18 protein-coding genes and 1 pseudogene are annotated in these 22632 nt (G+C 72.5%); 9 read left to right on the top strand and 10 right to left on the bottom strand.

Annotated features, from left to right (window positions below; translation table 11 throughout):
* Positions 1 to 146 precede the first annotated feature (146 nt).
* Genes OHS17_RS21465 through OHS17_RS21455 form a run of 3 tightly spaced genes read left to right on the top strand, consistent with a single transcriptional unit; the run spans position 147 to position 3978 of the window.
* Positions 147 to 1436 (top strand): amino acid deaminase, encoded by a 1290-nt coding sequence (locus OHS17_RS21465; protein WP_330313481.1) that lies wholly within the window; start codon positions 147 to 149, stop codon positions 1434 to 1436.
* A gap of 34 nt (positions 1437 to 1470) precedes the next feature.
* Entirely contained in the window at positions 1471 to 3081 is a 1611-nt protein-coding gene (locus OHS17_RS21460) for an N-acyl-D-amino-acid deacylase family protein (protein WP_330313480.1), read from the top strand.
* A 33-nt stretch (positions 3082 to 3114) separates the two neighbouring features.
* Positions 3115 to 3978, top strand: a complete 864-nt coding sequence (locus OHS17_RS21455; RefSeq protein WP_330313479.1) for a DUF1206 domain-containing protein — start codon at positions 3115 to 3117, stop codon at positions 3976 to 3978.
* Positions 3979 to 4041: 63 nt separating this feature from the next.
* Here the strand turns inward: OHS17_RS21455 and OHS17_RS21450 are convergent, their stop codons facing one another.
* From OHS17_RS21450 to OHS17_RS21430, 5 genes are all read right to left on the bottom strand, one after another.
* Positions 4042 to 4914 (bottom strand): S1 family peptidase, encoded by an 873-nt coding sequence (locus OHS17_RS21450; RefSeq protein WP_330313478.1) that lies wholly within the window; start codon positions 4912 to 4914, stop codon positions 4042 to 4044.
* A 131-nt stretch (positions 4915 to 5045) separates the two neighbouring features.
* Positions 5046 to 5705: a response regulator transcription factor gene (locus OHS17_RS21445; RefSeq protein WP_330313477.1), complete on the bottom strand. Its 660-nt coding sequence runs from the start codon at positions 5703 to 5705 to the stop codon at positions 5046 to 5048.
* Entirely contained in the window at positions 5702 to 6853 is a 1152-nt protein-coding gene (locus OHS17_RS21440) for a sensor histidine kinase (protein ID WP_330315317.1), read from the bottom strand. Before OHS17_RS21440 ends, OHS17_RS21445 begins: the two co-directional genes overlap by 4 nt.
* Positions 6854 to 6888: 35 nt before the next feature.
* Complete coding sequence (locus OHS17_RS21435; protein ID WP_330313476.1) at positions 6889 to 7728, bottom strand: CPBP family intramembrane glutamic endopeptidase; 840 nt, start codon at positions 7726 to 7728, stop codon at positions 6889 to 6891.
* Positions 7729 to 7857: 129 nt separating this feature from the next.
* Positions 7858 to 8181 (bottom strand): hypothetical protein, encoded by a 324-nt coding sequence (locus tag OHS17_RS21430; RefSeq protein WP_330313475.1) that lies wholly within the window; start codon positions 8179 to 8181, stop codon positions 7858 to 7860.
* Between the two features lie 143 nt (positions 8182 to 8324).
* Between OHS17_RS21430 and OHS17_RS21425 the strand changes: the two genes are divergently transcribed.
* The 3 genes from OHS17_RS21425 (at position 8325) to OHS17_RS21415 (ending at position 11086) form a co-directional block, all read left to right on the top strand.
* Complete coding sequence (locus OHS17_RS21425) at positions 8325 to 9161, top strand: arylamine N-acetyltransferase family protein (RefSeq protein ID WP_330313474.1); 837 nt, start codon at positions 8325 to 8327, stop codon at positions 9159 to 9161.
* Between the two features lie 226 nt (positions 9162 to 9387).
* Positions 9388 to 10599 (top strand): pyridoxal phosphate-dependent aminotransferase, encoded by a 1212-nt coding sequence (locus tag OHS17_RS21420; protein WP_330313473.1) that lies wholly within the window; start codon positions 9388 to 9390, stop codon positions 10597 to 10599.
* A 91-nt stretch (positions 10600 to 10690) separates the two neighbouring features.
* Positions 10691 to 11086, top strand: coding sequence for an SCO4983 family protein (locus tag OHS17_RS21415; RefSeq protein ID WP_018100994.1), 396 nt, complete (start codon positions 10691 to 10693; stop codon positions 11084 to 11086).
* A gap of 384 nt (positions 11087 to 11470) precedes the next feature.
* On the opposite strand, the gene OHS17_RS21410 is transcribed toward OHS17_RS21415, so the two are convergent.
* A complete protein-coding gene (locus OHS17_RS21410) occupies positions 11471 to 11917 on the bottom strand; it encodes a hypothetical protein (protein WP_330313472.1) in 447 nt (148 codons plus the stop codon).
* 249 nt (positions 11918 to 12166) lie between these two features.
* Positions 12167 to 13993: a phosphoenolpyruvate carboxykinase (GTP) gene (locus tag OHS17_RS21405; protein ID WP_330313471.1), complete on the bottom strand. Its 1827-nt coding sequence runs from the start codon at positions 13991 to 13993 to the stop codon at positions 12167 to 12169.
* Between the two features lie 229 nt (positions 13994 to 14222).
* On the opposite strand from OHS17_RS21405, the gene trhA reads away from it, so the two are divergent.
* Positions 14223 to 14921: a PAQR family membrane homeostasis protein TrhA gene (trhA, locus tag OHS17_RS21400; protein ID WP_330313470.1), complete on the top strand. Its 699-nt coding sequence runs from the start codon at positions 14223 to 14225 to the stop codon at positions 14919 to 14921.
* A gap of 53 nt (positions 14922 to 14974) precedes the next feature.
* On the opposite strand, the gene OHS17_RS21395 is transcribed toward trhA, so the two are convergent.
* Entirely contained in the window at positions 14975 to 16999 is a 2025-nt protein-coding gene (locus OHS17_RS21395) for a thioredoxin domain-containing protein (RefSeq protein ID WP_330313469.1), read from the bottom strand.
* Between the two features lie 119 nt (positions 17000 to 17118).
* Between OHS17_RS21395 and OHS17_RS21390 the strand changes: the two are divergent.
* Together OHS17_RS21390 and OHS17_RS21385 are read left to right on the top strand one after the other, a co-directional pair.
* Positions 17119 to 17684: pseudogene (locus OHS17_RS21390) on the top strand (Uma2 family endonuclease).
* 507 nt (positions 17685 to 18191) lie between these two features.
* Entirely contained in the window at positions 18192 to 21371 is a 3180-nt protein-coding gene (locus OHS17_RS21385) for a tetratricopeptide repeat protein (protein WP_330313468.1), read from the top strand.
* Positions 21372 to 21420: 49 nt separating this feature from the next.
* Here the strand turns inward: OHS17_RS21385 and OHS17_RS21380 are convergent, their stop codons facing one another.
* Positions 21421 to 21648: a hypothetical protein gene (locus OHS17_RS21380; RefSeq protein ID WP_330313467.1), complete on the bottom strand. Its 228-nt coding sequence runs from the start codon at positions 21646 to 21648 to the stop codon at positions 21421 to 21423.
* A 1-nt stretch (position 21649) separates the two neighbouring features.
* Complete coding sequence (mca, locus tag OHS17_RS21375) at positions 21650 to 22531, bottom strand: mycothiol conjugate amidase Mca (RefSeq protein ID WP_330313466.1); 882 nt, start codon at positions 22529 to 22531, stop codon at positions 21650 to 21652.
* Positions 22532 to 22632: the final 101 nt, after the last annotated feature.

Below are 22632 nucleotides of genomic sequence, written 5' to 3'. Positions count from 1 at the left end.
GGGCTCCTCAGCAGTCGGGCGGCGGCACCGGCACTCACCATTGACCGGGCGTCGGCTCGGATGTTAGACAGCCCTGAGCGATATACGCAATGGGTGTTGCATATGTTGCAATCACACACTGACCGGACCCGGACCGAGGAGACCCCATGGCCGCCGCGCACGACGTGACCGCTCTCGCCGACGAACCGGTCGACCACCGGTTCAAGGGCCTCCCGCCCGACGCCGAGGGCCTGACCGTCGGCGCCCTGGCGGCCGAGCGCCGCAACCTCTTCGGCGGCGGGTTCACGACCCCCGTCCTCGCCCTGTCCGCCGAGTCGGTCGAGCACAACCTCGCGCTCCTGGAGACGTACGCGGAACGCCACGGCCTCGCCTTCGCCCCGCACGGCAAGACGTCGATGTCCCCGCAGCTCTTCGCCCGCCAGCTGGAGCACGGCGCGTGGGGCATCACGGCCGCCGTCCCCCACCAGGCGCGGGTCTACCGCGCGTTCGGGATCGGCCGGATCTTCCTCGCCAACGAGCTGGTCGACGCCGCCGCGCTGCGCTGGCTGGCGGGCGAGCTGGACGCCGACCCGGACTTCGCCTTCGTCTGTTACGTGGACTCCGTGCGCGGGGTCGAGCTGATGGACGAGGCCCTGCGCGCGGCGGGCGCCTCCCGCCCGGTCGACGTCGTCGTGGAGCTGGGCGCGGGCGAGGGCGCGCGCACCGGCGCCCGGACCGAGGCGGACTGCGCGGCCGTGGCGGACACGGTGGCGGAGGCGGCGGCCCTCCGCCTGGTCGGCGTGGCCGGTTACGAGGGCGAGGTGCCGGACGCGGACGGCGACCGGGTCCGGGCCTGGCTGCGCAGGCTCGTCGCCCTGGCGGCGGACTTCGACGCGGCGGGCCGCTTCGGCGCGCTGGGGGCCGGTGAGCGCATCGTGATCAGCGCGGGCGGCAGTGCGTGGTTCGACGCGGTGGCGGACGTGTTCGCCGGGATCCCGGAGCTCTCCGCGCCCGTACTGAAGCTGCTGCGCTCGGGGGCGTACGTCTCGCACGACGACGGCCACTACCGCCACCTCACCCCGTTCAACCGCGTCCCGGAGGAGGGCGCCCTGCAGCCCGCGTTCCGGCTGTGGGCGCAGGTGGTGTCGCGCCCGTCCGCCGGGCAGGCGTTCCTGAACGCGGGCAAGCGGGACGCGGCCTACGACCTGGACCTGCCCGAGGCACAGGTGGTCCGCTCGGGCCGGGACGGCTCGGTGCGTCCGGCCGAGGGCATCACCGTGACCGGCCTGTCCGACCAGCACACCTGGGTCCGCACGGACGAGGGCGCGCGCCTTGAGGTCGGGGACTGGGTGGGGATGGGCCTGTCCCACCCCTGCACGAGCTTCGACAAGTGGCAGCTGATCCCGCTCGTGGAGGCGGACGGCACGGTCACGGACTTCGTCCGCACGTTCTTCTGATCCGGGCCAAGCCCTCCGAGAAAGGCCAGGCCGCATGGACCTCGTCATCCGCGACGCGACCGTCATAGACGGCACCGCCACCCCCTCCTACCGCGCCGACGTGGCCGTCACCGACGGCCGCGTCGCGGAGATCCACCGCGAGGACTCCCCCGGCCCCCGCCCCACCGGGACCCGCGTCCTGGACGCCGACGGCCTCGCCCTCTCCCCCGGCTTCATCGACATGCACGCCCACAGCGACCTCGCGCTGCTCCGCGACCCGGACCACAGCGCGAAGGCCGCCCAGGGCGTCACGCTGGAGGTCCTCGGCCAGGACGGCCTGTCGTACGCCCCCGTGGACGACCGCACGCTCGCCCAGGTCCGCCGCTCCATCTCCGGGTGGAACGGCGACGGCGAGGACATCGACTTCGACTGGCGGACCGTCGGCGGCTACCTGGACCGCCTCGACCGCCAGGGCATCGCGGTCAACGCCGCCTACCTCATCCCGCAGGGCACGGTCCGGATGTACGCGGTGGGCTGGGACGACCGCCCCGCGACCGACGCCGAACTGGACCGGATGCGCCAACTCGTTGACCAAGGCATGCGCGAGGGCGCGGTCGGCATGTCCTCGGGCCTCACCTACACCCCCGGCATGTACGCGGACGACGCCGAACTCACCGAGCTGTGCAGGGTGGTGGCCGCTCACAACGGCTACTACTGCCCGCACCACCGCTCGTACGGGGCGGGCGCGCTGGAGGCGTACGAGGAGATGGTGCGGCTCACCCGCAGCGCGGGCTGTTCCCTGCATCTGGCCCACGCGACCATGAACTTCGGGGTCAACGAGGGCCGCGCCCCCGACCTCCTCGCCCTCCTGGACGACGCGCTGGACGCGGGCGCCGACATCTCCCTCGACACCTACCCGTACACCCCCGGCTGCACGACCCTCGTCGCGATGCTGCCCAGCTGGGCGAGCGAGGGCGGCCCGGAGGCGGTCCTGGCCCGGCTCGCCGACGCGGACACGGCCGCCCGCATCCGCCACGACCTGGAGATCGTGGGGTCGGACGGCTGCCACGGGGTCCCGATCGAGTGGGACACCATCGAGATCTCCGGCACCGGCACACCGGACCTTGCCGGATATGTCGGGCGTACGGTCGCCGAGTCGGCGGCCCTGCGGGGCGAGGAGCCCTGGGTGACCGCGCGGCGGCTGCTGGTGGAGGACAGGCTCGGGACGACGATCCTCCAGCACGTCGGCCATGAGGAGAACGTCCGGCAGATCATGCGCCACCGCGTGCACACGGGCGGCAGCGACGGCATCCTCCAGGGCGACAAGCCGCACCCCCGCGCGTACGGCACCTTTCCCCACTACCTGGGCCGTTACGCACGCGAGCTGGGCATCCTCTCCCTGGAGGAGTGCGTCGCCCACCTCACCGCCCGCCCGGCGGCCCGCCTGCGCCTCCCCGACCGGGGTCTCGTACGCGAGGGCTACCGCGCCGACCTGGTGCTCTTCGACCCGGCGACGGTGGCGGCGGGCTCGACGTTCGAGGAACCGCGCGTCCTGCCGGCCGGCATCCCGCACGTGCTGATCGACGGCCGCTTCGTGATCGAGGACGGCAGGCGCACCCAGGTGCTGGCGGGGCGGTCGGTGCGCTCGGCGGCGGGCGGAGTGTAGTTTCCCCGGCCGCCGCCAGGGCAACCGGCTGACATGAATATCTCTGCGACAGCCTCGAAGGGCCAGGGAAAGGCCCGGCAGGCGGGAAACAGCACAGCTGTGGAGGCGGCCGGCCGTGCGGGGTTCGTGGCACGCGGGGTCATCTACTTCCTCGTCGGCTTCCTCGCCCTGCGCATCGCGTTCAACGGCGGCGACAGCGACGGCAAGGGCGGCGGCGGCAAACAGGCGGACCGGGGCGGGGCCCTCGCGGAGATCGCGCAGAAGCCCTTCGGCCACGTCCTGCTGTGGGTCCTGGGCATCGCGCTCGTGGGCATGGCCCTGTGGCGGCTGTCCGAAGCGGCGTTCGGCGCGGCGGGCCCGGACGGGGACAAGGCGACCAAGCGGCTGGCCTCCGGCGGCCGGGCCGTCTTCTACGGCTTCGTCGCCTACTCGGTCCTGTCGTTCGCGGCCAGTGACAAGGGCAGCGGCAGCGGCAAGAGCGATGCCCGCTCCCAGGACGTCACCGCCCGGGTGCTGGATCTGCCCGGTGGGCGCTGGCTGGTGGGCGCGGCCGGTGTGGGCATCGCCTGCGCGGGCCTGTGGATCGCGGGCCGTGCGGCGCTGCGGAAGTTCCACAAGCACCTGCGGATGGAGGACATGTCCCCCGTCGAGCGGCGGGCCGTGGACATCACCGGGATCTTCGGCGGTGTCAGCCGGGGGCTCGTCTTCGCGGTCGCCGGAGGTTTCGCCGTGTCGGCGGCGGTGAAGGCGCGGTCAGGCGAGGCCAAGGGCATGGACGACACCCTGCGGTCCTTCAGCGCGACCCCGGCCGGCCCGTGGCTGCTGGGCCTCATAGCCGTCGGCCTGGTCGCCTTCGGCCTGTTCTCCCTCGCCAACGCGCGGTGGCGCAAGATCTGAGCGGGTGGGGTGCGAGGAAGGGGCGGGGCCACGGCGGCCCCGCCCCTTCTCACGTACGACGGATCACGGCTTGGGCAGCGTGCACCCCGCACGATTCAGGTCGAAGACGTTGCCGGTGCCGATGCACGCGGCGATGCCGTAGGTCTCCTGGGCGTAGTTGATGCCCTGGCGGACCGTCACCTGCCCGCTCTCATCGACCTCGCACGGGTTGTTGTCCGTGCAGCGCTGGCCGTCCTCGTTGCCGGTGTTGTTGACGGCGACCACCTTGCCGGTCGCGTTGTCGATCACGGGCGAGCCGGAGGTGCCGCCGATGGTCTGGCAGGCGGAGGTGTAGCGGACCGAGTCCTTCCAGGTCCAGTTCCCCTCCTTGAGGCGGTAGACGAAGCCGTCCACGTTGCAGCTGTACAGGCGCTTCCAGTACCCGGACGCGACGGTGATCGCGGTGCCCGCGACGGGGTGCGTGGTGCTGAGCTCCAGCGCCTTGATTCCGTAGCGGCTCTCGATCTGCGCGTACGTGGAGGTGAGCTGGTACACCGAGATGTCGGTGTCCGTCATCGTCCCGTACGCGATCTTGCTCGCCCGGACCGTGCCGACTCCGCTGCCGGACGCGTTGAGCAGGGTGAAGCTGCGGGTGGACGAGCGGTTGAACACGACCGCGCCGGGGGCCGGGAAGCCGGTCTCCAGGCAGTGCCCGTTCGACAGCACGAGGGCGGGGTCGCCCGGCTGCGAGGAGGGCGTGCGGACGACCGAGCCGGAGCAGTTGCTGAGCGCCACGGTCCCGGCGAAGTTGACCGCCTTGGCCTGTATCTCCTTCTCGGCCTTGACCGCGGTGTGACCTGCCGGTGCCGCGCCGTGGCTCGTGGCCGCGGTCGCGGGTGCGATGCCCGCTCCGAGGAGCAGCACCGCGAAGAGTGCACCGACGAGAGGCTTTTTCATGTGGGGGTCCCCTCTTACGACTGAACAGAGCACGACTGGCCTCTGCGACCGAAGTTCCTTCGGTTTGACATGCGCATGCTGGCGTACGAAGAGGGGGCGCACAAGGGGCGGATTCCGGCCGCGCGTTCAGGTCAGGTCACCAGGCCGTGCCGGTACGCGTAGACGACCGCCTGGACGCGGTCGCGGAGCCCGAGCTTGGCGAGGATGCGCGAGACGAACGTCTTCACGGTCTCCTGGCTGATCACGAGCGCGGCCGCGATCTCGCTGTTGGAGAAGCCGTCCGCGAGGAGCCGCAGCACCTCCAGTTCGCGCGGGGTCAGCGGGATGTCGGCGGAGGTGTCCCCGGTGGGACGGATCCGGGCGGCGTAGCGGCCGACCAGCCGGCGCGTCACCTCCGGGTCGATCAGCGCCTGGCCCGTGTGCACGGTCCGGATGCCGTGCAGCAGCTGCGCGGGCGGGGCGTCCTTGAGCAGGAACCCGCTCGCCCCGGCGCGCAGCGCCTCGTACACGTATTCGTCCAGGTTGAAGGTGGTCACCACGAGCACCTTGGCGGGCCGCTCCACGCCCGCCCCGGCCAGCAGCCGGGTCGCTTCGATGCCGTCGAGCTCGGGCATCCGGATGTCCATCACCACGACGTCCGGGCGCAGCCGCCCGGCCAGCTCGACGGCGGTACGCCCGTCCCCGCACTCGCCCACCACCTCCAGGTCCGGCTGGGCATCGATGATCGTGGCGAGGCCGGTGCGGACGAGCACCTGGTCGTCGCAGACGAGGACGCGGGCCGGTGCGGTCACGACGCGCTCCCCGAGGGTATGCGGGCCCGCACGACGAACCCGCCGTCCGGACCGGGCTCCGCGCGGAACTCGCCGCCGAGGACGCCGACCCGCTCGCGCAGCCCGGCCAGCCCCCGCCCGCTGCCCGGGGGCACCGCGGCGCGCGCCCCGGAGCCGTCCGTGCCGACCTCCACCGTGATCTCTCTGCCGCCGTGCCGCACGCGCACCGAAGTCCGGCCGCCGTGGGCATGCTTGAGGGCGTTCGTCAGCGCCTCCTGGACCACCCGGTAGGCCACGAGATCGGCGCTCCCGGCGGACTCGGCGGGGGCGCCCTCCTCGCTGAAGTCCACGTCCTGTCCCGCCCGCCGCGCCTGCTCGACCAGGCCCCGGATGCGGCCGGCGGACGGCTCCCGGGCCCCGGCGCCGTGGCCCGGGTCGAGCAGGTCGAGCAGGTGGCGCAGGTCGTTGACGGCCCGCCGCCCGGTGTCGGTGACGCTGCTCAGGGCGCCGTCGAGCCGGTCGGGCGCGGCGGTCAGATAGCGGGCCGCCTCGGCCTGGACGATCATCGCCGTCACGTGATGGGTCACCACATCGTGCAACTCCCGGGCGATCCGGGCCCGTTCGGCGTTACGGCTCTCCTCCGCGACCCGGATCCGCCGGTCGGCCTCGGCGGCCCGGGTGGCGCGCAGCCAGGCTCCGAAGCCCCAGGCGAGGGCCAGCGCCAGGTAGAACGTCAGGAACTCGTCCACCGGCTCCGTGCCGTACCGGTGCAGGGCGAAGGCCAGCGGCAGGTAGGCGGCGGTCAGGGCGAGCGCGACGGCTCGGCGGTGGCGGTCCAGATGGGCCCCCGCGCTCAGCACCGCGAAGGGCAGCGCGGTCCCGGCCACCATGTGGTAGCCGCCCAGCTGGTCGACGGCGAAGCCCAGCGAGACGAGGGCCAGGCAGATCACCGGCCACCGCCGCCGCAGGGCCAGTGACAGGCTCTCCAGTACGGCGGCCACCGCGGCCAGAGCGTCGAACGGACGCTCCGCCACGGCGCCGAGTGCCGTCCCGTGCCGGTGCAGGGCGGGAACGAGCGACATGGCCAGGAGCAGCAGCCCGAACGGCAGGTCGCGGACGACGGGGTCGAGCCGCTGCCACCGCTCCGACCGCCGGACGGCGGTGTCCAACCGCCGCCACCCGGCCGGTACTTCGCGAAGACTGATCACCGGGGCACTGTAGTGGCGGCCGGGGCCTGGGCGGCGCGCCGTCCGGCACGCGGCGCCAGATGGCCGCGCCGGCGGGCCAGCCACAGGAACGCGAGCGTCACGATCACCCCGAAGACCACCGAGTACACACTCGCTTCCGGTCCGAAGTCGCCGCCGGTGACCAGCTCGGAGCCGGTGGCCGTCGAGTCCAGGAGGCCCTGGGAGGCGCCGTTGCCCGAGACCTCCGAGCTGAAGATGCCCGCGGCGGCGAAGTTCCACGCGAAGTGCAGGCCGATGGGCAGCCACAGGCTGCGGGTGGCTGCGTACGCGGCGCCGAGCATGCCGCCCGCCTCGATCGCGATGGCGAGCGCGCCCCACAGGTTCGCGTCCGGGTTGGCCAGGTGCATCAGCCCGAACAGCAACCCGGTCGACGTCAGCGCGATCCAGGTCCCGGCGCGCTCCTCGACGATCCGGAACAGCACGCCGCGGAAGACCACTTCCTCGGTGACGGCGGCAGCGGCCATGAAGCCGACGAACCCGACCGCTCCCGTGACCGACCCCAGGCCGTCCACCTCGTAGTCCCCGAGGAGGGCGAGGTTCGCGATGACCGCCGTGAACAGCACCGCCCCGATGAGCGCGCCGCGCCCCAGGGCCGCCGACGCGCCCTCCCGGGCCAGCTCGGTGACCGGGCGGCGCTCGGTGCGCCCCACCACCCACCGGTAGACGACGACGGCGAGCACCGCCGTCACCAGGCCGGTCACGAGCGTGAGCCACGGATTGCCGTCCACCGCGCTGACGCACTGACCGCCGATCGCCCAGACCGCCACGACGGCGAGAAGCTGCCACACCACTCTCATGAGTCCCCCTTCGACGCCCGCGGCGACCTGCCGCGGCTGCCCCTGAACGCTATGAACGTCCGGCGCCGAAAGCGTCACCGCTGAGGGGACACCTGCGCGTAGCTCGCACGGGGGACAACGTCGGCCGGGCTAGGGTTTCGCCGCCGCCTCCCGCGACAGCTGCACGGCCTGCCGCAGGCTCAGCCCCGGCTCGGCCTGCCGCAGCGCCTTGACCGCCGCCACCGCGTCGAGCGGCCCGTCGTATCCGCCCGCCGTGATCCGCCGCGCGGCCCAGCGCCCGCGCAGCTCCGCGTCCGGGACCCCGGTCTGCGCCTCGGCCAGCGCGAGGGCACGCTCCAGGCCGGGGCGGTCCGCGTCCGAGGCCCGCGCCAGCTCCTCGCGCAGCGCGACGGCCACGGCCTCCGCGTCCCGCACCACGATCACGGCCAGGTCCTTCTTCCCGTTTCCGATCATGTTCCGACCCTCCCCCGGAGCACCCCGGCGCATCCGGCTGTTGAGCTACTTCAGAGGTACGGGAGGACCAGGACCGGCGGACCAGGACCGCCCCGCCCCGGGGCGGAGGCGCCGGACGGCCACCCCCGCATACCGTCGGGGACATGACTCGCGACGCCGCCCACGCCCTCGACCTCGACGCCTATCTCGCCCGGATCGGGTACGACGGGGAGCGCCGCCCCACCGCGGACGTGCTGCGTTCCGTGCACCGGGCGCACGCGCTGGGCATCCCGTTCGAGAATCTGGACCCGCTCCTGGGCACCGTGCCCTCGCTCGCCCTGCCCGACCTGGAGGCGAAGCTCGTACGGGGCGGGCGCGGCGGCTACTGCTACGAGCAGAACACCCTGTTCGCCGCCGCGCTCCGGGTCCTCGGCTTCGGCGTCACCCTGCTCGCCGCCCGCGTGGTGCTGGGCGCGGCCCCCGGTGACGTCCGGCCGCGCACCCACATGCTGATGGAGGTCCGGGTGGCGGGCGAGCCGGACCCGTACCTCGCGGACGTCGGCTTCGGCGGGTCCGGCGCGCTGCTGGAGCCCATCGCGCTGGTCCCGGACGCGGAGCTGCGCGACTCCCCGCGCCACCACCGCCTCGTCCGGCTGCCGCACGACGGGCCGCTGGACCTGTGGGAGTTGCGGGCCCGGACGCGCGACGGGGCGTGGGCGGGGCAGTACGCGTTCACCCGGGAGCCCTTCGAGGCGCCGGACTACGAGGTCATCAACTGGCACATCGCGACCAACCCGCGCTCGCCGTTCTCCCGGCTGCTGTACGTACAGCGCACCACCGGGGACGCCCACCTGTCGCTCTCCGGCCGCACCCTCGTGGTGACGCCGCACGACGGCGGCGCCCGGCGCGAGCGGGAGCTGGCGGACGCCGACGAGGTGGCGCGCGTCCTGGCGGAGGACTTCGCGCTGCGCCTGCCGGAGGGCGTGCGGTTTCCCGGGTGAGCCCCGGCGCACACCACTCCGTGGCGTATGTCACCCGTTCCGGTGCGTCACACCGCCGCGCCACCCCATTCCAAGCCCCGGGCCTCCCGTGACCGGCGTTCCCACGGTTCGCGGGAGGCGGGCGCATGGCGATGAAAGCCCGCGCGGAGCCGTACCGGCGCCCGGCCGGACCAACCTGCGGCGAAAGCCCGGGCGGGCCGTGAAACACAGTCGTAAGCTCGCTGACATGCAGGTCATCCAGTCCACGAAGCTCGCCAACGTCTGCTACGAGATCCGCGGCCCCGTGCTCGAGGAGGCGATGCGGCTGGAGGCGGCCGGGCATCGCATCCTCAAGCTGAACACCGGCAACCCCGCCGCGTTCGGCTTCGAGTGCCCGCCCGAGATCCTCGAGGACATCCTGCGCAACCTCGCCGGGGCGCACGGCTACGGCGACGCGAAGGGGCTGCTGTCCGCGCGCCGGGCGGTGATGCAGCACTACCAGACCAAGGGCATCGATCTGGACGTCGAGGACATCTACCTCGGCAACGGCGTCTCGGAGCTGATCCAGATGTCGATGCAGGCGCTCCTCGACGACGGGGACGAGGTGCTGGTCCCGGCCCCGGACTACCCGCTGTGGACGGCCTCTGTCTCGCTGGCGGGCGGCACGGCCGTGCACTACCGCTGCGACGAGCAGGCGGACTGGATGCCGGACCTCGCCGACATCGAGCGGAAGATCACCGACCGCACCAAGGCGATGGTGATCATCAACCCGAACAACCCGACGGGCGCCGTCTACGACGACGAGATGCTGCGCGCCCTCACGGAGATCGCCCGGCGGCACAATCTGGTCGTCTGCTCCGACGAGATCTACGACCGCATCCTGTACGACGGCGCCACGCACACCCCCACCGCGACGATCGCCCCGGACCTGATGGTCCTCACCTTCAACGGGCTGTCGAAGAACTACCGGGTCGCCGGCTACCGCTCCGGCTGGATGGCCGTCTGCGGCCCCAAGGCGCACGCCTCCTCGTACATCGAGGGGCTGACGATCCTGGCCAACATGCGGCTCTGCGCCAACATGCCCTCGCAGCACGCGGTGGCCACCGCGCTCGGCGGGCGGCAGTCGATCAACGACCTGGTGCTGCCCGGCGGCCGCATCCTGGAGCAGCGCGACGTCGCGTACGACCTGCTGACGCGGATCCCGGGCGTGACCTGCGTGAAGCCGAAGGGCGCGCTGTACCTCTTCCCCCGGCTCGACCCCAAGGTCTACAAGATCAAGGACGACCGGCAGATGGTCCTGGACCTGCTGCGGGCCGAGAAGATCATGGTGGTGCAGGGCACCGGGTTCAACTGGCCGGATCCCGACCACTTCCGCGTGGTGACACTGCCCTCGACCGAGGATCTGACGGACGCGATCGGCCGGATCGCCCACTTCCTGGACGGCTACGGCCAGGTCTAGCGGATCCGCGCTCAAGCTTTTCTCGAAGACGAACAAATTTAGACTGAATCCAAGCTAGGATGGTCCCCACAGCACCACCAGGAGGCCATCCATGTACGAACCGATCCGCACCAAATCGGTCCACACACCGGCCGACCACGCCGGCGACTTCCCGCACCGCACCCGCGAGGAGGAGCTGGACATCCAGCTCGCCGGACACCTGGCCGCCCTGCTCGCGGTCACCGACGAGCTGGGTCTCGGCGAGGCGGGCGACCGCATCGCCGGGCAGGTCGCCAGGCTGCGCGGCGCCCCGCCCGTCCGGCACGCCGGACTCAGCGACGCCCCCGCACCCGTCCTCCACCGCCGCGCCCACGCCCTCGCGGGCCGGGCCCTGGTGGTGGCGGCCTCGCGCGCCGACACGGCGGTCGCGATCCTCTCGGCCGAGCGCATGGACGCCCACACCGAGGCGCTCGCGGCCGACGCCCGAACGCCGGTCGGCGCCCACTGACGGCCCCGGTCCACGCACCGCGGAGGCGCGTGGACCGGGTGCCACCCATGTGTCCAGGGGGACGAAGCCGGGGTCGGCGACCGAGGTGCCGGTGAAGGTCTCGTCCAGCAGCACGGACTCGCCGAGCGCCCGGGCCGACGAGGAGGCGGCGGGGGCGGCGTCGGAGGTGGGGCCGGCGGACTGGGCCACACCGGAGGCGGTGGTCAGCAGGAGCCCCAGCGCCGTTCCCGCACAGGCGGTGGCCGCCACGGCCGGAACGTGGAGCAACCGTTCATATTTGCGCATGAAAAAGCATAAGAAAATGGGACATGACGCTTGGTCAGCCCATCCAGGACACGCCGCATCGGCGGCCGAGTGGCGGCGCGGGCCGCCGGGGCGCAGGGCTCAGGGCGCGGACGGTTCCGGCGACACCGTCGCGGCACCCGCCGTCGACTGGAACGTCACGTCGTCGGCCTCGCACTCCGGGGGCCCCAGCATCGCGGTGGGCCCGACGACCCTCTCCGACACCGTGGCGCCGACCGCCAGGTCCTCCACGACCAGGGTGCGCTTCCCGGCGGCCGCGTCCTTCCCGCTCCCGGCCGCACGGTCCCGGAAGACGAGGTGCACGGTGTACGTCCCGCGCCGCGCCGCCTCACTCGTGATCCGCACCCCCGCCACGGGGCGGCGCGTCTCCTCGTCCATCCGGCAGGAGGTGACGGTGACATCGTCGTACGGGTACCGCATGTCCGCGTGGACCTCGCCGTACGCGTGGGCGAACAGGATCATGACGACGAGCCCGCCCACCGCCGCCAGGGCGATCAGCCCGCCCACGGTGATCAGGGCGATCGTCATGCCACCCATCCGGCGCCCGGGAAAGAGCGGCGGACCCCCCTCGGACGTTTTCGGGTACGGCGGATACTGCATGCCGAGCGGCCCCCCTCCGCTGCCGCGCACCGGCGGCGCGACCGGATCAACCGTACGGGCGCGCGCCTCACCCCCGTAGCTCCGAAGGATCACAACCCGGGTACGAACAGGGCACGTTGGGCAGGCCGATGGCCCCCGAAGCGGCTTCGGGGGCCATCGCCGTACGTACGCGGGACCTCAGCCCAGGCGCTTGACCAGGGAGCGGTACTCGTCCCACAGCTCCTTCGGCGTGTGCTCGCCGAAGGTGTTGAGGTGCTCGGGGACCAGCGCCGCCTCCTCGCGCCAGACCTCCTTGTCGACCTTCAGCAGGAAGTCGAGGTCGGACTCGGAGAGGTCCAGGCCCTCGGTGTCGATGGAGCCCTTCGCGGGAAGGATGCCGATCGGCGTCTCGACGCCCTCCGCCTTCCCCTCCAGGCGCTCCACGATCCACTTCAGGACGCGGCTGTTCTCGCCGAAGCCGGGCCAGACGAACTTGCCCGCGTCGTTCTTGCGGAACCAGTTCACGTAGTAGATCTTCGGCAGCTTCGACTGGTCCGGCTTGTCCGCGCCGACCTTGAGCCAGTGGCCCATGTAGTCGCCCATGTTGTAGCCGCAGAACGGCAGCATGGCGAACGGGTCGCGGCGCAGCTCGCCGACCTTGCCCTCGGCTGCGGCGGTCTTCTCGGAGGCGACGTTGGCGCCGAGGAAGACACCGTGCTGCCAGTTGAAGGACTCGGTGACCAGCGGGACGGCCGAGGCGCGGCGGCCGCCGAAGAGGATGGCCGAGATCGGCACGCCCTTCGGGTCCTCCCACTCGGGCGCGATGATCGGGCACTGCCCGGCCGGGACGGTGAAGCGGGCGTTGGGGTGGGCGGCGGGCGTCCCGGACTCGGGGGTCCAGTCGTTGCCCTTCCAGTCCGTGAGGTGCGCGGGCGGCTCCTCGGTCATGCCCTCCCACCAGACGTCGCCGTCGTCGGTGAGCGCGACGTTGGTGAAGACGGAGTTGCCCCACATCGTCTTCATGGCGTTGGCGTTGGTGTGCTCGCCGGTGCCGGGCGCGACGCCGAAGAACCCGGCCTCCGGGTTGATCGCGTACAGCCGGCCGTCCTCGCCGAACCGCATCCACGCGATGTCGTCGCCGATGGTCTCCACGGTCCAGCCGGAGATCGTGGGCTCCAGCATGGCCAGGTTCGTCTTGCCGCAGGCGCTCGGGAACGCGGCCGCGACGTACTTCGCCTCACCGCGCGGCGGCGTGAGCTTGAGGATCAGCATGTGCTCGGCAAGCCAGCCCTCGTCGCGGGCCATGACGGAGGCGATGCGCAGCGCGTAGCACTTCTTGCCGAGCAGCGCGTTGCCGCCGTAGCCGGAGCCGTACGACCAGATCTCGCGGTCCTCCGGGAAGTGCGAGATGTACTTGGTCTCGTTGCAGGGCCACGGAACGTCCTCCTGGCCCTCCGCCAGGGGGGCCCCGAGGGTGTGGACGGCCTTCACGAAGAAGCCGTCGGAGCCGAGCTCGTCCAGCACCGGCTGCCCCATGCGCGTCATGGTGCGCATCGAGACGGCGACGTACGCGGAGTCGGTGATCTCGACGCCGATCGCGGACAGCGGGGAACCGAGCGGGCCCATGCAGAACGGGACGACGTACATCGTGCGGCCGCGCATCGAGCCGCGGAAGACGCCCCGCTCACCGGTGAAGATCTCCCGCATCTCGGCGGGGTCCTTCCAGTGGTTCGTCGGACCGGCGTCCTCCTCCTTCTCGGAGCAGATGAACGTACGGGTCTCGACGCGGGCGACGTCGCTGGGGTCGGAGGCCGCGTAGTAGGAGTTCGGGCGCTTGATCTCGTCCAGCTTGGTGAAGGTGCCCTTGGCGACGAGCTCCCCGCACAGGCGCTCGTACTCGGCCTCGGAACCGTCGCACCAGACCACCCGGTCCGGCTCGGTGAGTGCTGCGATCTCGTCCACCCAGGAGATCAGCTCCTGGTGGTTGGTGGGAACAGTGAGGGGAGCCGCGATGTCGCGCGCCACGATCGCTCCTTGATGAGGGTGTATTCGGTTGGTGCTCCTGCTGCCCCGTGGGGGCCTCGACCCGGATGCGTGTACCCCTTCGATTCCCCTGGCGCTCATCCGGTGCCGACCGCACTCATTTGATCATCCGACCCCCGCGCCCATATGTCCAGAGGGCCGCCCATGTGAGCATCAGCACTCGGCTCCGGCCCATATCCGGTACCTACGGGCCCGTAGGTACGATGCGGGAATGACTGCTGCCGCTGCCGCACCCGACAACGCCGGCCCCCGCACGGCCACGCTCGCCGACGCCCCGCTGAAGCCTCTGATGCGCGGCTGGCTGCACGCCGGAATGTTCCCCGCCGTGGTCATCGCGGGCATCGTGCTCGTCGCGCTCTCGGACAGCACCCGGGGTCGGATCGCCTGCGGGATCTACGTCCTGACGGCATGCCTGCTCTTCGGCGTGAGCGCGGTCTACCACCGGGGTACGTGGGGGCCGCGCGGCGAGGCCGTCCTGCGCAGGCTCGACCACGCCAACATCTTCCTGATCATCGCGGGGACGTACACCCCGCTGACCCTGCTCCTGCTGCCCGAGTCCACGGGCACCCCGCTGCTCTGGGCGGTGTGGGCGGCGGCGCTCGCCGGCATAGCCTTCCGGGTCTTCTGGGTCGGCGCCCCGCGCTGGCTGTACACGCCGTGCTACATCGCGATGGGCTGGGCGGCCGTCTTCTTCCTGCCCGACTTCATGCGGACCGGCGGGGTCGCGGTGCTGGTGCTGGTGGTCGTCGGCGGCGTGCTCTACAGCGCGGGCGGCGTCATCTACGGCCTCAAGCGGCCGAACCCGTCACCGCGCTGGTTCGGCTTCCACGAGGTGTTCCACTCGCTGACGCTGGCCGCGTTCGTGGTGCATTACGTGGGCATCTCGCTGGTGGCTTACACCCACAGCTGACGTCTTCGCGGAGGTTGACGCGGGGGCGCCCCGGAGGCGCCCCCGCGCGGGACTCAGGCCCCGCCGAGCGCGCGGGCCAGCGCCTCCGCGTCCGTCGTCGGGGCGTCGCAGACGAAGTGCCGGCAGACGTACGCGGTCGGAGCGCCGTCCACCATCGGCCGTTCGGCCAGCAGCGGGAACTCCGCCCCGCCCGGCTCCCCCGCCGCGACGACCGCGCCGGGCGCCCGCCCGAGCAGGGCCGTACGGTGCAGCTCCCCGCCGACCGGTCCGGCCACGGCCACCTCGCGCGGCCCGTCGAGCAGCGCCTCGGCCACCGCGAGCCCCCATCCGATGAAGCGCGGAGCGCGCGGGCCCAGCGCCTTCACGACGCCCAGGGCCTCCTCGGCGGCGGTGCGGTGCGGCTCGGAGCCGGTGTGCGCGGCGTACGAGAGGAGCGCCCCGGCGGCGGCCGTCCAGCCGGCCGGGGTCGCGCTGTCGGTGGGGTCCTGGGGGCGCCGGATCAGCTGCTCGGCGTCGTCCGCGGTGTCGTACAGCTGGCCGCCCTCGCCCCGGAAGTGCTGGAGCACGATGTCCAGCAGGAATCCGGCGAACTCCAGCCAGGCCCCCTCGCCGGTGACCCCGGCCAGGGCGAGGAAGCCCTCCGCGACGTCCCCGTAGTCCTCCAGGACCCCGGCGTGGTCACCGGCCCGCCCGTCCTTCGACGTCCGCACGAGCCGGGCGACGGGGCCCATGTGCACCCGCACCAGCAGATCGGCGGCCTCGGTGGCCCGCTCGATCAGGTCGGGCCGGTCGAAGAAGGCACCGGTCTCCGCGAGCGCGGCGATGGCGAGCCCGTTCCAGGCGGCGACGATCTTGTCGTCGCGCCCGGGTCGCGGGCGCTGCTCCCGGGCGGCGAGCAGCCGCGCGCGTACGGCGGCGGCGCGGGGGTCGTCGGGGTCACGGAGGTCGTCCAGGTCACCGGGCAGCTGGAGCACCGAGGAGCCCTCCTCGAAGGTGCCCTCCTCGGTCACCCCGAAGTGCGCGGCGGCGAACGCGGCGTCCTCCTCGCCCAGCACCTCGCGCAGCTGCTCCGGCGTCCACACGTAGTACGCGCCCTCGACGTGCTTGCCGTGCGCGTCCTCGCTGTCGGCGTCGAGCGCGGAGGCGAAGCCGCCCTCGGGCGTCCGCAGCTCGCGCACCATGAAGTCGGCGGTCTCCAGGGCCACCCGCCGGGCGAGCTCGGACCCGGTGGAACGCCAGAGGTGGGCGTACACGCGGCAGAGCAGCGCGTTGTCGTAGAGCATCTTCTCGAAGTGCGGGACGACCCAGTCCCGGTCCACGGCATACCGGGCGAACCCGCCGCCGAGCTGGTCGTAGATCCCGCCCCGGGCCATCGCCGCGCAGGTGTCGGCGGCCATCTGAAGGGCGCCGTCCGCGCCGGTACGGGCATGGTGGCGCAGCAGGAACTCCAGCGCCATGGACGGGGGGAACTTGGGCGCCCCGCCGAACCCGCCCCGCTTCTCGTCGTAGTCCCGGGTCAGCCCGAGCAGCGCCTGCGCGAGCTCCGCCTCCCCGGGCGGCCCGTCGCCGCCGTGCGCGAGACTCCTCTCGGACAGGTCCCGCACGATCCGCCCGGCGACCTCCCCGACCTCGTCGCGCCGGTCGGTCCAGGCGGCGCCGACCCCTTCGAGCACCTGCCGGAAGGAGGGCATCCCGTGCCGGGCCTCGGGCGGGAAGTAGGTCCCGAAGTAGAACGGCTCCGCGTCCGCGGTGAGAAACACGGTCATCGGCCACCCACCCTGCCCGGTGGCCGCCTGCACCGCCTCCATGTACACCGCGTCCACATCGGGCCGTTCCTCACGGTCCACCTTCACGGACACGAAGTGCTCGTTCATGTACGCGGCGGTCGCCTCGTCCTCGAACGACTCGTGCGCCATGACGTGACACCAGTGACAGGACGAGTACCCGACGCTGAGCAGCACGGGCACGTCCCGCCGCCGCGCCTCCTCGAACGCCTCGGGCGACCAGGGCCACCAGTCGACCGGATTGTCAGCATGCTGAAGCAGATACGGCGAGGTCACACCAGCCAACCGGTTCATGCGGGCCAGCCTCTCACAGTGCCCCACACCGGCATGGGGACCTCGCGGAAGCGGCCTTCCTCGACCACAGGGCAGTGTGCTGAGGCGGAACTGTTCCGGCTCCTCGGAGGACGTACACCGTGACTGCCGAGATGGTGGCGCCCGAGTGGACGCACACGCAGATCAGCCCGGAGCAGTACGACTCCTGGTCCGAGGGGCAGTGCGCCGGCATCGAGATCGTGGACGGGATGGTCGTCGTGAGCCCGAGCGCCTCCAAGCGGCACAACCGCTTGGCCCGCATCCTGGCCAACGCCCTGGACGCGGCCGCGGGCGCGGACTGGAACGCCGACACGGACTTCGACGTCCGCCTGCAGGACGTCCTCTCACCAACCGCCGCCCGGACGTCACGGTGTACCGGGCTGACACCATCGACCTCACCCCGACTCGCCCCGAAGATGTCCTCCTGGTCGTTGAGGTGGTGGCGCCCGGTTCGGAAACCACGGACAGGGTCGTGAAGGTCGACCAGTACGCCAAGGCGGGCATCCCGTTCCACTGGCGCATCGAACAGGCCGCCGCGGGTGTCCCGATCATCTACACGTACGTTCTCGACCCCGCCGCCAACGCTTACAGGGACGGCGAGGTGTTCACCGGCACCGTGAAGGCCACCGCGCCATTCCCTGTCACAGTCGACCTTGGGGCCCTGTAAGCAACGAGGAACCGCCCTCACCGTCGACGCGGGCCGGCTCGTGCTCATCAAGGCGCCTCGGGCACTGCGTTCTCCATGCCGCCGGTACCCTTCCGAGCGACAAGCTCACCGAGTTCTGCCACGGTTTCGCGGACGTGCTCGTCTCACGGGCGGCATTGGAGAGCGCGTAGTGGCACGGCAGGGAGACGTCACGCTGGACTTCATCGCCGCCGTGATCCTGGTGGCCCTCGCTCGGAGTTCGGCCACCAGCGGCTTGTCCGGGCCGCTGAGGATCTTGTTGGCCCGGTCCAGCATTCCGCCGGTGCCGTGGCCGTCGCGGAGGTGGACCAGGACGATGGCGCGCGGCTCCCACAAGCGGGCGAGCAGCCGCACGGACCTGTTGCGCTCACCCAACGCCCCATCGCCCTCAAGGCGTTCCCGGCCGGTGGGCCGCTTCCCTCCCTCGCGCAGACGCGTCGTACGCAGGACACTGGACCTCGCGACCAGCGGAGCCTGAGGGGGACACAGATGCTGATGCGGGACGGCCACCGGGCCGACGCGGAACGGCTGTTGGTACGGGCGGTGGAGGAAGAGGCACGGCGCAGCGGCGGACGGACGGACCCGTCCGTCCTGCTGACCCGGGCGCGGGCCGCCCTCGACACCATCGCGGAGGGCGCGGCGGAGGAGTACGCGGCGTATGTGCAGGCGCTCGACGCCTCGGCGGGCGGACAGCGCTTCAGCAAGGAGAGCATGGCGACGCCGTTGCTGGTCACCGGGGTCGCCGCCGCCGCGGCCTTCGGCGCCGACGTGGCGCTCGGCACGGCGTCCGGTCTCGCGCTCGGCGCGGGCGCGGTCGTCGCCGTGGCGGGGGCCACCGCGACGGTCGCCAAGGCCACCTCCACGCACCGGCCGGCCGCCCCGGCGGGCGCGAGCCCGGAGCAGCTGCGGCTGCAATGGCTGGCCGCCCTGGACGTACGGGGCATACGCCCGTTCCTCGACCAGCAGCGGATGCTCGCCGCCACCACCCGCGCCCCGGCGAAGAAGGCCGCCGCCAAGACGCGCACCCCGCTGCGCGGCGGGGACCGGAGCGCGGCCGCGCGGATGCGGTCGCTGCTTGAGCAGTCGTTCGGCCATCTCCCGGCGGCCGACGGGCTGTTCGCGGGGCGGCGGGGCGAGCTGGCCCGTATCGGCCAGTGGGTGCACGCGGCCCGCGCGTCGACCGAGACGAAGCCGACCGTCGTCGTGCTGCACGGTCCCCCGGGCGCCGGGCGCACCACGCTCGCCGTGCGGGCGGCGCACGAGCTGAGGGACCAGTTCAAGGGCGCGTGCGTGGTGGACCTGCGCGGTGACGCGGAGGGCGAGGCACCGCTGCCGACCCGGGACGCGCTGCTGCATCTGCTGAACCGGCTGGGCGCGCCCCGCGAGCAGCTGCTGTTCCGGGACAGCGCCTCCGCCGAGCAGCAGGTGCGGCGGCTCGGCGAGCTGTACCACCAGCATCTGACGGGCACGGCCGTGACGATCGTCCTGGACGACGCCCGGGACGCGGAGCAGGTCGCGACGCTGATCCCGGAGCGCTCCGACAGCCTGGTCCTGGTCACCGCCCGCGAGCCGCTGGACCTGCCGGATTCACTGCCCGCGTGGGTGCACCGGCTGGAGGTCGGAGCCCTCGATCCGGGCGGCGCGGAGGAGCTGCTGCGCGGGGTCTCGCAGGAGGCCGAGCCGGGTCCGTACGACCATCCGTCGAGCGAGGCGATCACCGAGCTGTGCGGGGGGCTGCCGCTGGCCCTGCGCGTCGCCGGTTCCGCGCTCGGGGCGCGCACGGCGGACGTGCTGGCCGCGGACCTGGCCGCGTACGGCCCGGTGCCGCCCGTGGAGCGCGCCCTGTGGCTGCGCTACACCGACCAGTCCGAGCAGGCCAGGCGGTTGCTGCGGCGGCTCGCGCTGGCGGGCCGGGCGAGCCTGGGCGCGGCGGCGGCCGCGGCGCTGCTCTCCGCCGACGAGCAGGAGGCCGGGCGGCTGCTGACGGCCCTGTCCGGGGCCGGGCTGCTCGACCACGTACGCGGCTCCCGCTACCGGCTGCACGATCTGGTACGCGGCTTCGCCCTGGCCCGGCTGCTGGACGAGGAGGAGCCTGCGGAGCGCGCCGCCGCGCAGGAGCGGCTGATCGCGAACTACGCGGAGCTGGCCGGTGCGGTGATCCGGATGGTGGACGGCAAGATGTCGACCCGGGCCGGTCAGTTCGGCTCGCACGGCTTCAGCTCGCTGGACGCGGCCCTGCGCTGGCTGGACGACGAGTCGAGCTTCATCACCTCCGCCCTGCGCCACGCGGAGGGCGTCGACCAGGCGGCGGTCCTCGCCCTGCTCGGCGCGCTCTGCGACTACTGCCTGCTGCGCGGCGACCTCTACCGGCTGGGTGAGATCAGCGAGCTGTCCCAGGCGGTCGACCAGGGTCTCCTGGAACGCTCGGTGCGGTGGCGTACGGGCATCGCGGCCCGGCAGCTCGGCGAGCTGGACAAGGCCCGCACCACGCTGTCCTCCGTCGTCGGCCTGTACCGGGAGGCGCAGAACGACGCCGGTACGGCGCTGGCGCTGTGCTCCCTCGGCATCACGCTGCACCACCAGGGCAACCTGACCGAGGCGGCGGCCCGGCTCCGCGAGGCGACGGAGCTCCAGCTCGCCGCCGGGCAGGACGAGGACCGGGCCTGGTCGCTGCACGCGCTGGCCGCCGTCGAACGCGACCGGGGCAATCTGGCCGAGGCGGTGACCCTGCTGGACACCGCGCTCACCCTGCACCGCGAGGGCGAGTCCCTGCACGGCGAGGCGTGGACCCGGTTCCAGTCGGGCCAGGTCCGGCTGCGCCTGGGCGAGGTGGAGGAGGCCGAGACCGCCCTGCGCGCCGCCCTCGACCTGTACGGGCGGACCCGGGACGAGCGCGGTGTGGCGTGGGCGACGACCCAGCTGGCGCGGGCCCGGCTGCTGGACGGAGAGCCGGGCGCGGCGGTCGAGCAGCTGGCCGCTGCCCTGGCCCTGCACCGCGACAACGAGGACGCGCGCGGCGAGGCGTGGACGCTGTACTACCTGGGCCAGGCGCTGGAGGAGACGGGCGAAACGGTGGAGGCCGTGCGGCATCTGGAGCGGGCCCGCACGATGTTCTCGCGGATGCGCGATGTCTACGGCCTGGCCTGCGCCCGGCACCACTCGGGCCGCGTCACCCGGGACCAGCGGGCCGCGCAGACGGGCAACCTGCGCAATTCCGGGTTCGCCCGCCAGCTGCTCGCCGACGCGCGGGCGGACTTCCGGCGCATCGGGGTCGCCCACGGCGAGGCGTGGACCTGCCTGGACCTCGCGCTGATCGACGCGGGCAACCAGCGGACGCCCCAGGCCCTCGGGCTGTGCGACGAGGCGGTCGCCCTGTTCGAGTCGTACGGGGACGCGCGCGGCGCGGACTGGGCGCGCTTCCTGCGGTGCACGCTGCTGCCGTACGCCTCGCCGGGCGGCGCCGAGGTGGGCACGGTCGTCGCCCAGCAGGAGCTGGCCGAGCTCCGCGCGTCCGGCCACCCGGCCAGGGACCCCAAGGTGGACGACTGCGCGGACACCTACCGGGTGGTCCTGGACCGGGGCGCGGACCTGGAAACGGGCTGGCAGGCGTGGTCACTGCACCTGACGCCGTCCCGACGGACCCGGGAGATCATGGGCGTAAGGGTCTGACCTCCGCGCCGTCAACGGCGGGCGGGGCGCAGCCGGGCGCCCCGCCGTCCTACTTCCGCTTCGCGGACACCGGCTCGGCCGACTCCTCGGCCGCCGGGTCCGGCCGCTCCTCGAAGTTCACCCGCCCCATGTGCCGGTTCATCGACTTCATGAGCGCCCACACGCCCACGGCGAGCGCCGCGAAGACGATGAAGCCGAGGACCCCGGGGGTCACCTTGTTCTTGTCGAGTTCCTCGGCGAGCGGGACGAGGTTCGTCAGTGCCTGAGTCGCGTACATATCAGGCATTGTCGCGGATGCCCGCGAAGAGGTCGCTCTCGGGGAGGGAGGTATCGACCAGAGACTTCGCCAGCTCGTACTCCTCGGTCGGCCAGACCTCCCGCTGGATGTCCATCGGGACGCGGAACCAGCCGCCGTCGGGATCGATCTGCGTGGCGTGCGCGATCAGCGCCTTGTCACGGATCTCGTAGAAGTCCGCGCAAGGAACGTGCGTGGTCAGGGTGCGCTCGGGGCGCCCGAACTCCTTCCACCGCTCCAGCCACTCCCCGTAGGGCGACTCCATGCCGCGCGCGAGCAGCGCCTCGTGCAGGGCGACGGTGCGCGGCCGGTTGAAGCCCTGGTTGTAGTAGAGCTTCTGCGGCGCCCAGGCGGGGCCGAAGTCCGCCTCGGGGAACTTCTCGGTGTCCGCCGCGCCCTCGAAGGCGATCATCGAGATGGTGTGGGTCATGATGTGGTCGGGGTGCGGGTAGCCCCCGTTCTCGTCGTACGTGGTGATGACCTGCGGCCGGAACGCGCGGATCTTCGCGACGAGGCGGCCGGCGGCGACGGTCTCGTCCTCCAGGGCGAAGCAGCCCTCGGGGAGCGGGGGCAGCGGGTCGCCCTCGGGCAGGCCCGAGTCCACGAAGCCGAGCCACTCCTGCTTCACGCCCAGGATCTCCCGGGCCTCGTCCATCTCCTTGCGGCGCACCTCGTGGATGTTCTCCTCGATGTACGCGTCGCCCTGGAGTTTCGGGTTGAGGATGGAGCCGCGCTCGCCTCCCGTGCAGGTCACGACCAGCACGTCCACCCCCTCGGACACATACTTGGCCATGGTGGCCGCGCCCTTGCTCGACTCGTCGTCGGGGTGAGCGTGTACGGCCATCAGTCGAAGCTGCTCAGTCAAGACTCGATCCTCAGTCATTGGTCGCCATCAAAGGTGCCGTCCCGCAGGGACGCCGGTCTCGGGACGGCGGTCGGGTGACGGGTGGGCGGCTTCTATAGTGA

Origin of the sequence: Streptomyces sp. NBC_00523, assembly GCF_036346615.1 — a bacterium.
GTDB lineage: Bacteria > Actinomycetota > Actinomycetes > Streptomycetales > Streptomycetaceae > Streptomyces.
The sequence above is the reverse complement of the archived record's forward strand: the minus strand, read 5'-3'. Positions and strand labels throughout refer to the sequence as shown.

What these genes read in the sequence shown, in the direction of transcription:
- OHS17_RS21465 (WP_330313481.1), top strand. Translation starts at nt 147, where the DNA reads ATGGCCGCCGCGCACGACGTGACCGCTCTCGCCGACGAACCGGTCGAC.
- OHS17_RS21460 (WP_330313480.1), top strand. Translation starts at nt 1,471, where the DNA reads ATGGACCTCGTCATCCGCGACGCGACCGTCATAGACGGCACCGCCACC.
- OHS17_RS21455 (WP_330313479.1), top strand. Translation starts at nt 3,115, where the DNA reads ATGAATATCTCTGCGACAGCCTCGAAGGGCCAGGGAAAGGCCCGGCAG.
- OHS17_RS21450 (WP_330313478.1), bottom strand. Translation starts at nt 4,914, where the DNA reads ATGAAAAAGCCTCTCGTCGGTGCACTCTTCGCGGTGCTGCTCCTCGGA.
- OHS17_RS21435 (WP_330313476.1), bottom strand. Translation starts at nt 7,728, where the DNA reads ATGAGAGTGGTGTGGCAGCTTCTCGCCGTCGTGGCGGTCTGGGCGATC.
- OHS17_RS21430 (WP_330313475.1), bottom strand. Translation starts at nt 8,181, where the DNA reads ATGATCGGAAACGGGAAGAAGGACCTGGCCGTGATCGTGGTGCGGGAC.
- OHS17_RS21425 (WP_330313474.1), top strand. Translation starts at nt 8,325, where the DNA reads ATGACTCGCGACGCCGCCCACGCCCTCGACCTCGACGCCTATCTCGCC.
- OHS17_RS21420 (WP_330313473.1), top strand. Translation starts at nt 9,388, where the DNA reads ATGCAGGTCATCCAGTCCACGAAGCTCGCCAACGTCTGCTACGAGATC.
- OHS17_RS21415 (WP_018100994.1), top strand. Translation starts at nt 10,691, where the DNA reads ATGTACGAACCGATCCGCACCAAATCGGTCCACACACCGGCCGACCAC.
- OHS17_RS21410 (WP_330313472.1), bottom strand. Translation starts at nt 11,917, where the DNA reads ATGACGATCGCCCTGATCACCGTGGGCGGGCTGATCGCCCTGGCGGCG.
- trhA (WP_330313470.1), top strand. Translation starts at nt 14,223, where the DNA reads ATGACTGCTGCCGCTGCCGCACCCGACAACGCCGGCCCCCGCACGGCC.
- OHS17_RS21395 (WP_330313469.1), bottom strand. Translation starts at nt 16,999, where the DNA reads ATGAACCGGTTGGCTGGTGTGACCTCGCCGTATCTGCTTCAGCATGCT.
- OHS17_RS21385 (WP_330313468.1), top strand. Translation starts at nt 18,192, where the DNA reads ATGCTGATGCGGGACGGCCACCGGGCCGACGCGGAACGGCTGTTGGTA.
- OHS17_RS21380 (WP_330313467.1), bottom strand. Translation starts at nt 21,648, where the DNA reads ATGTACGCGACTCAGGCACTGACGAACCTCGTCCCGCTCGCCGAGGAA.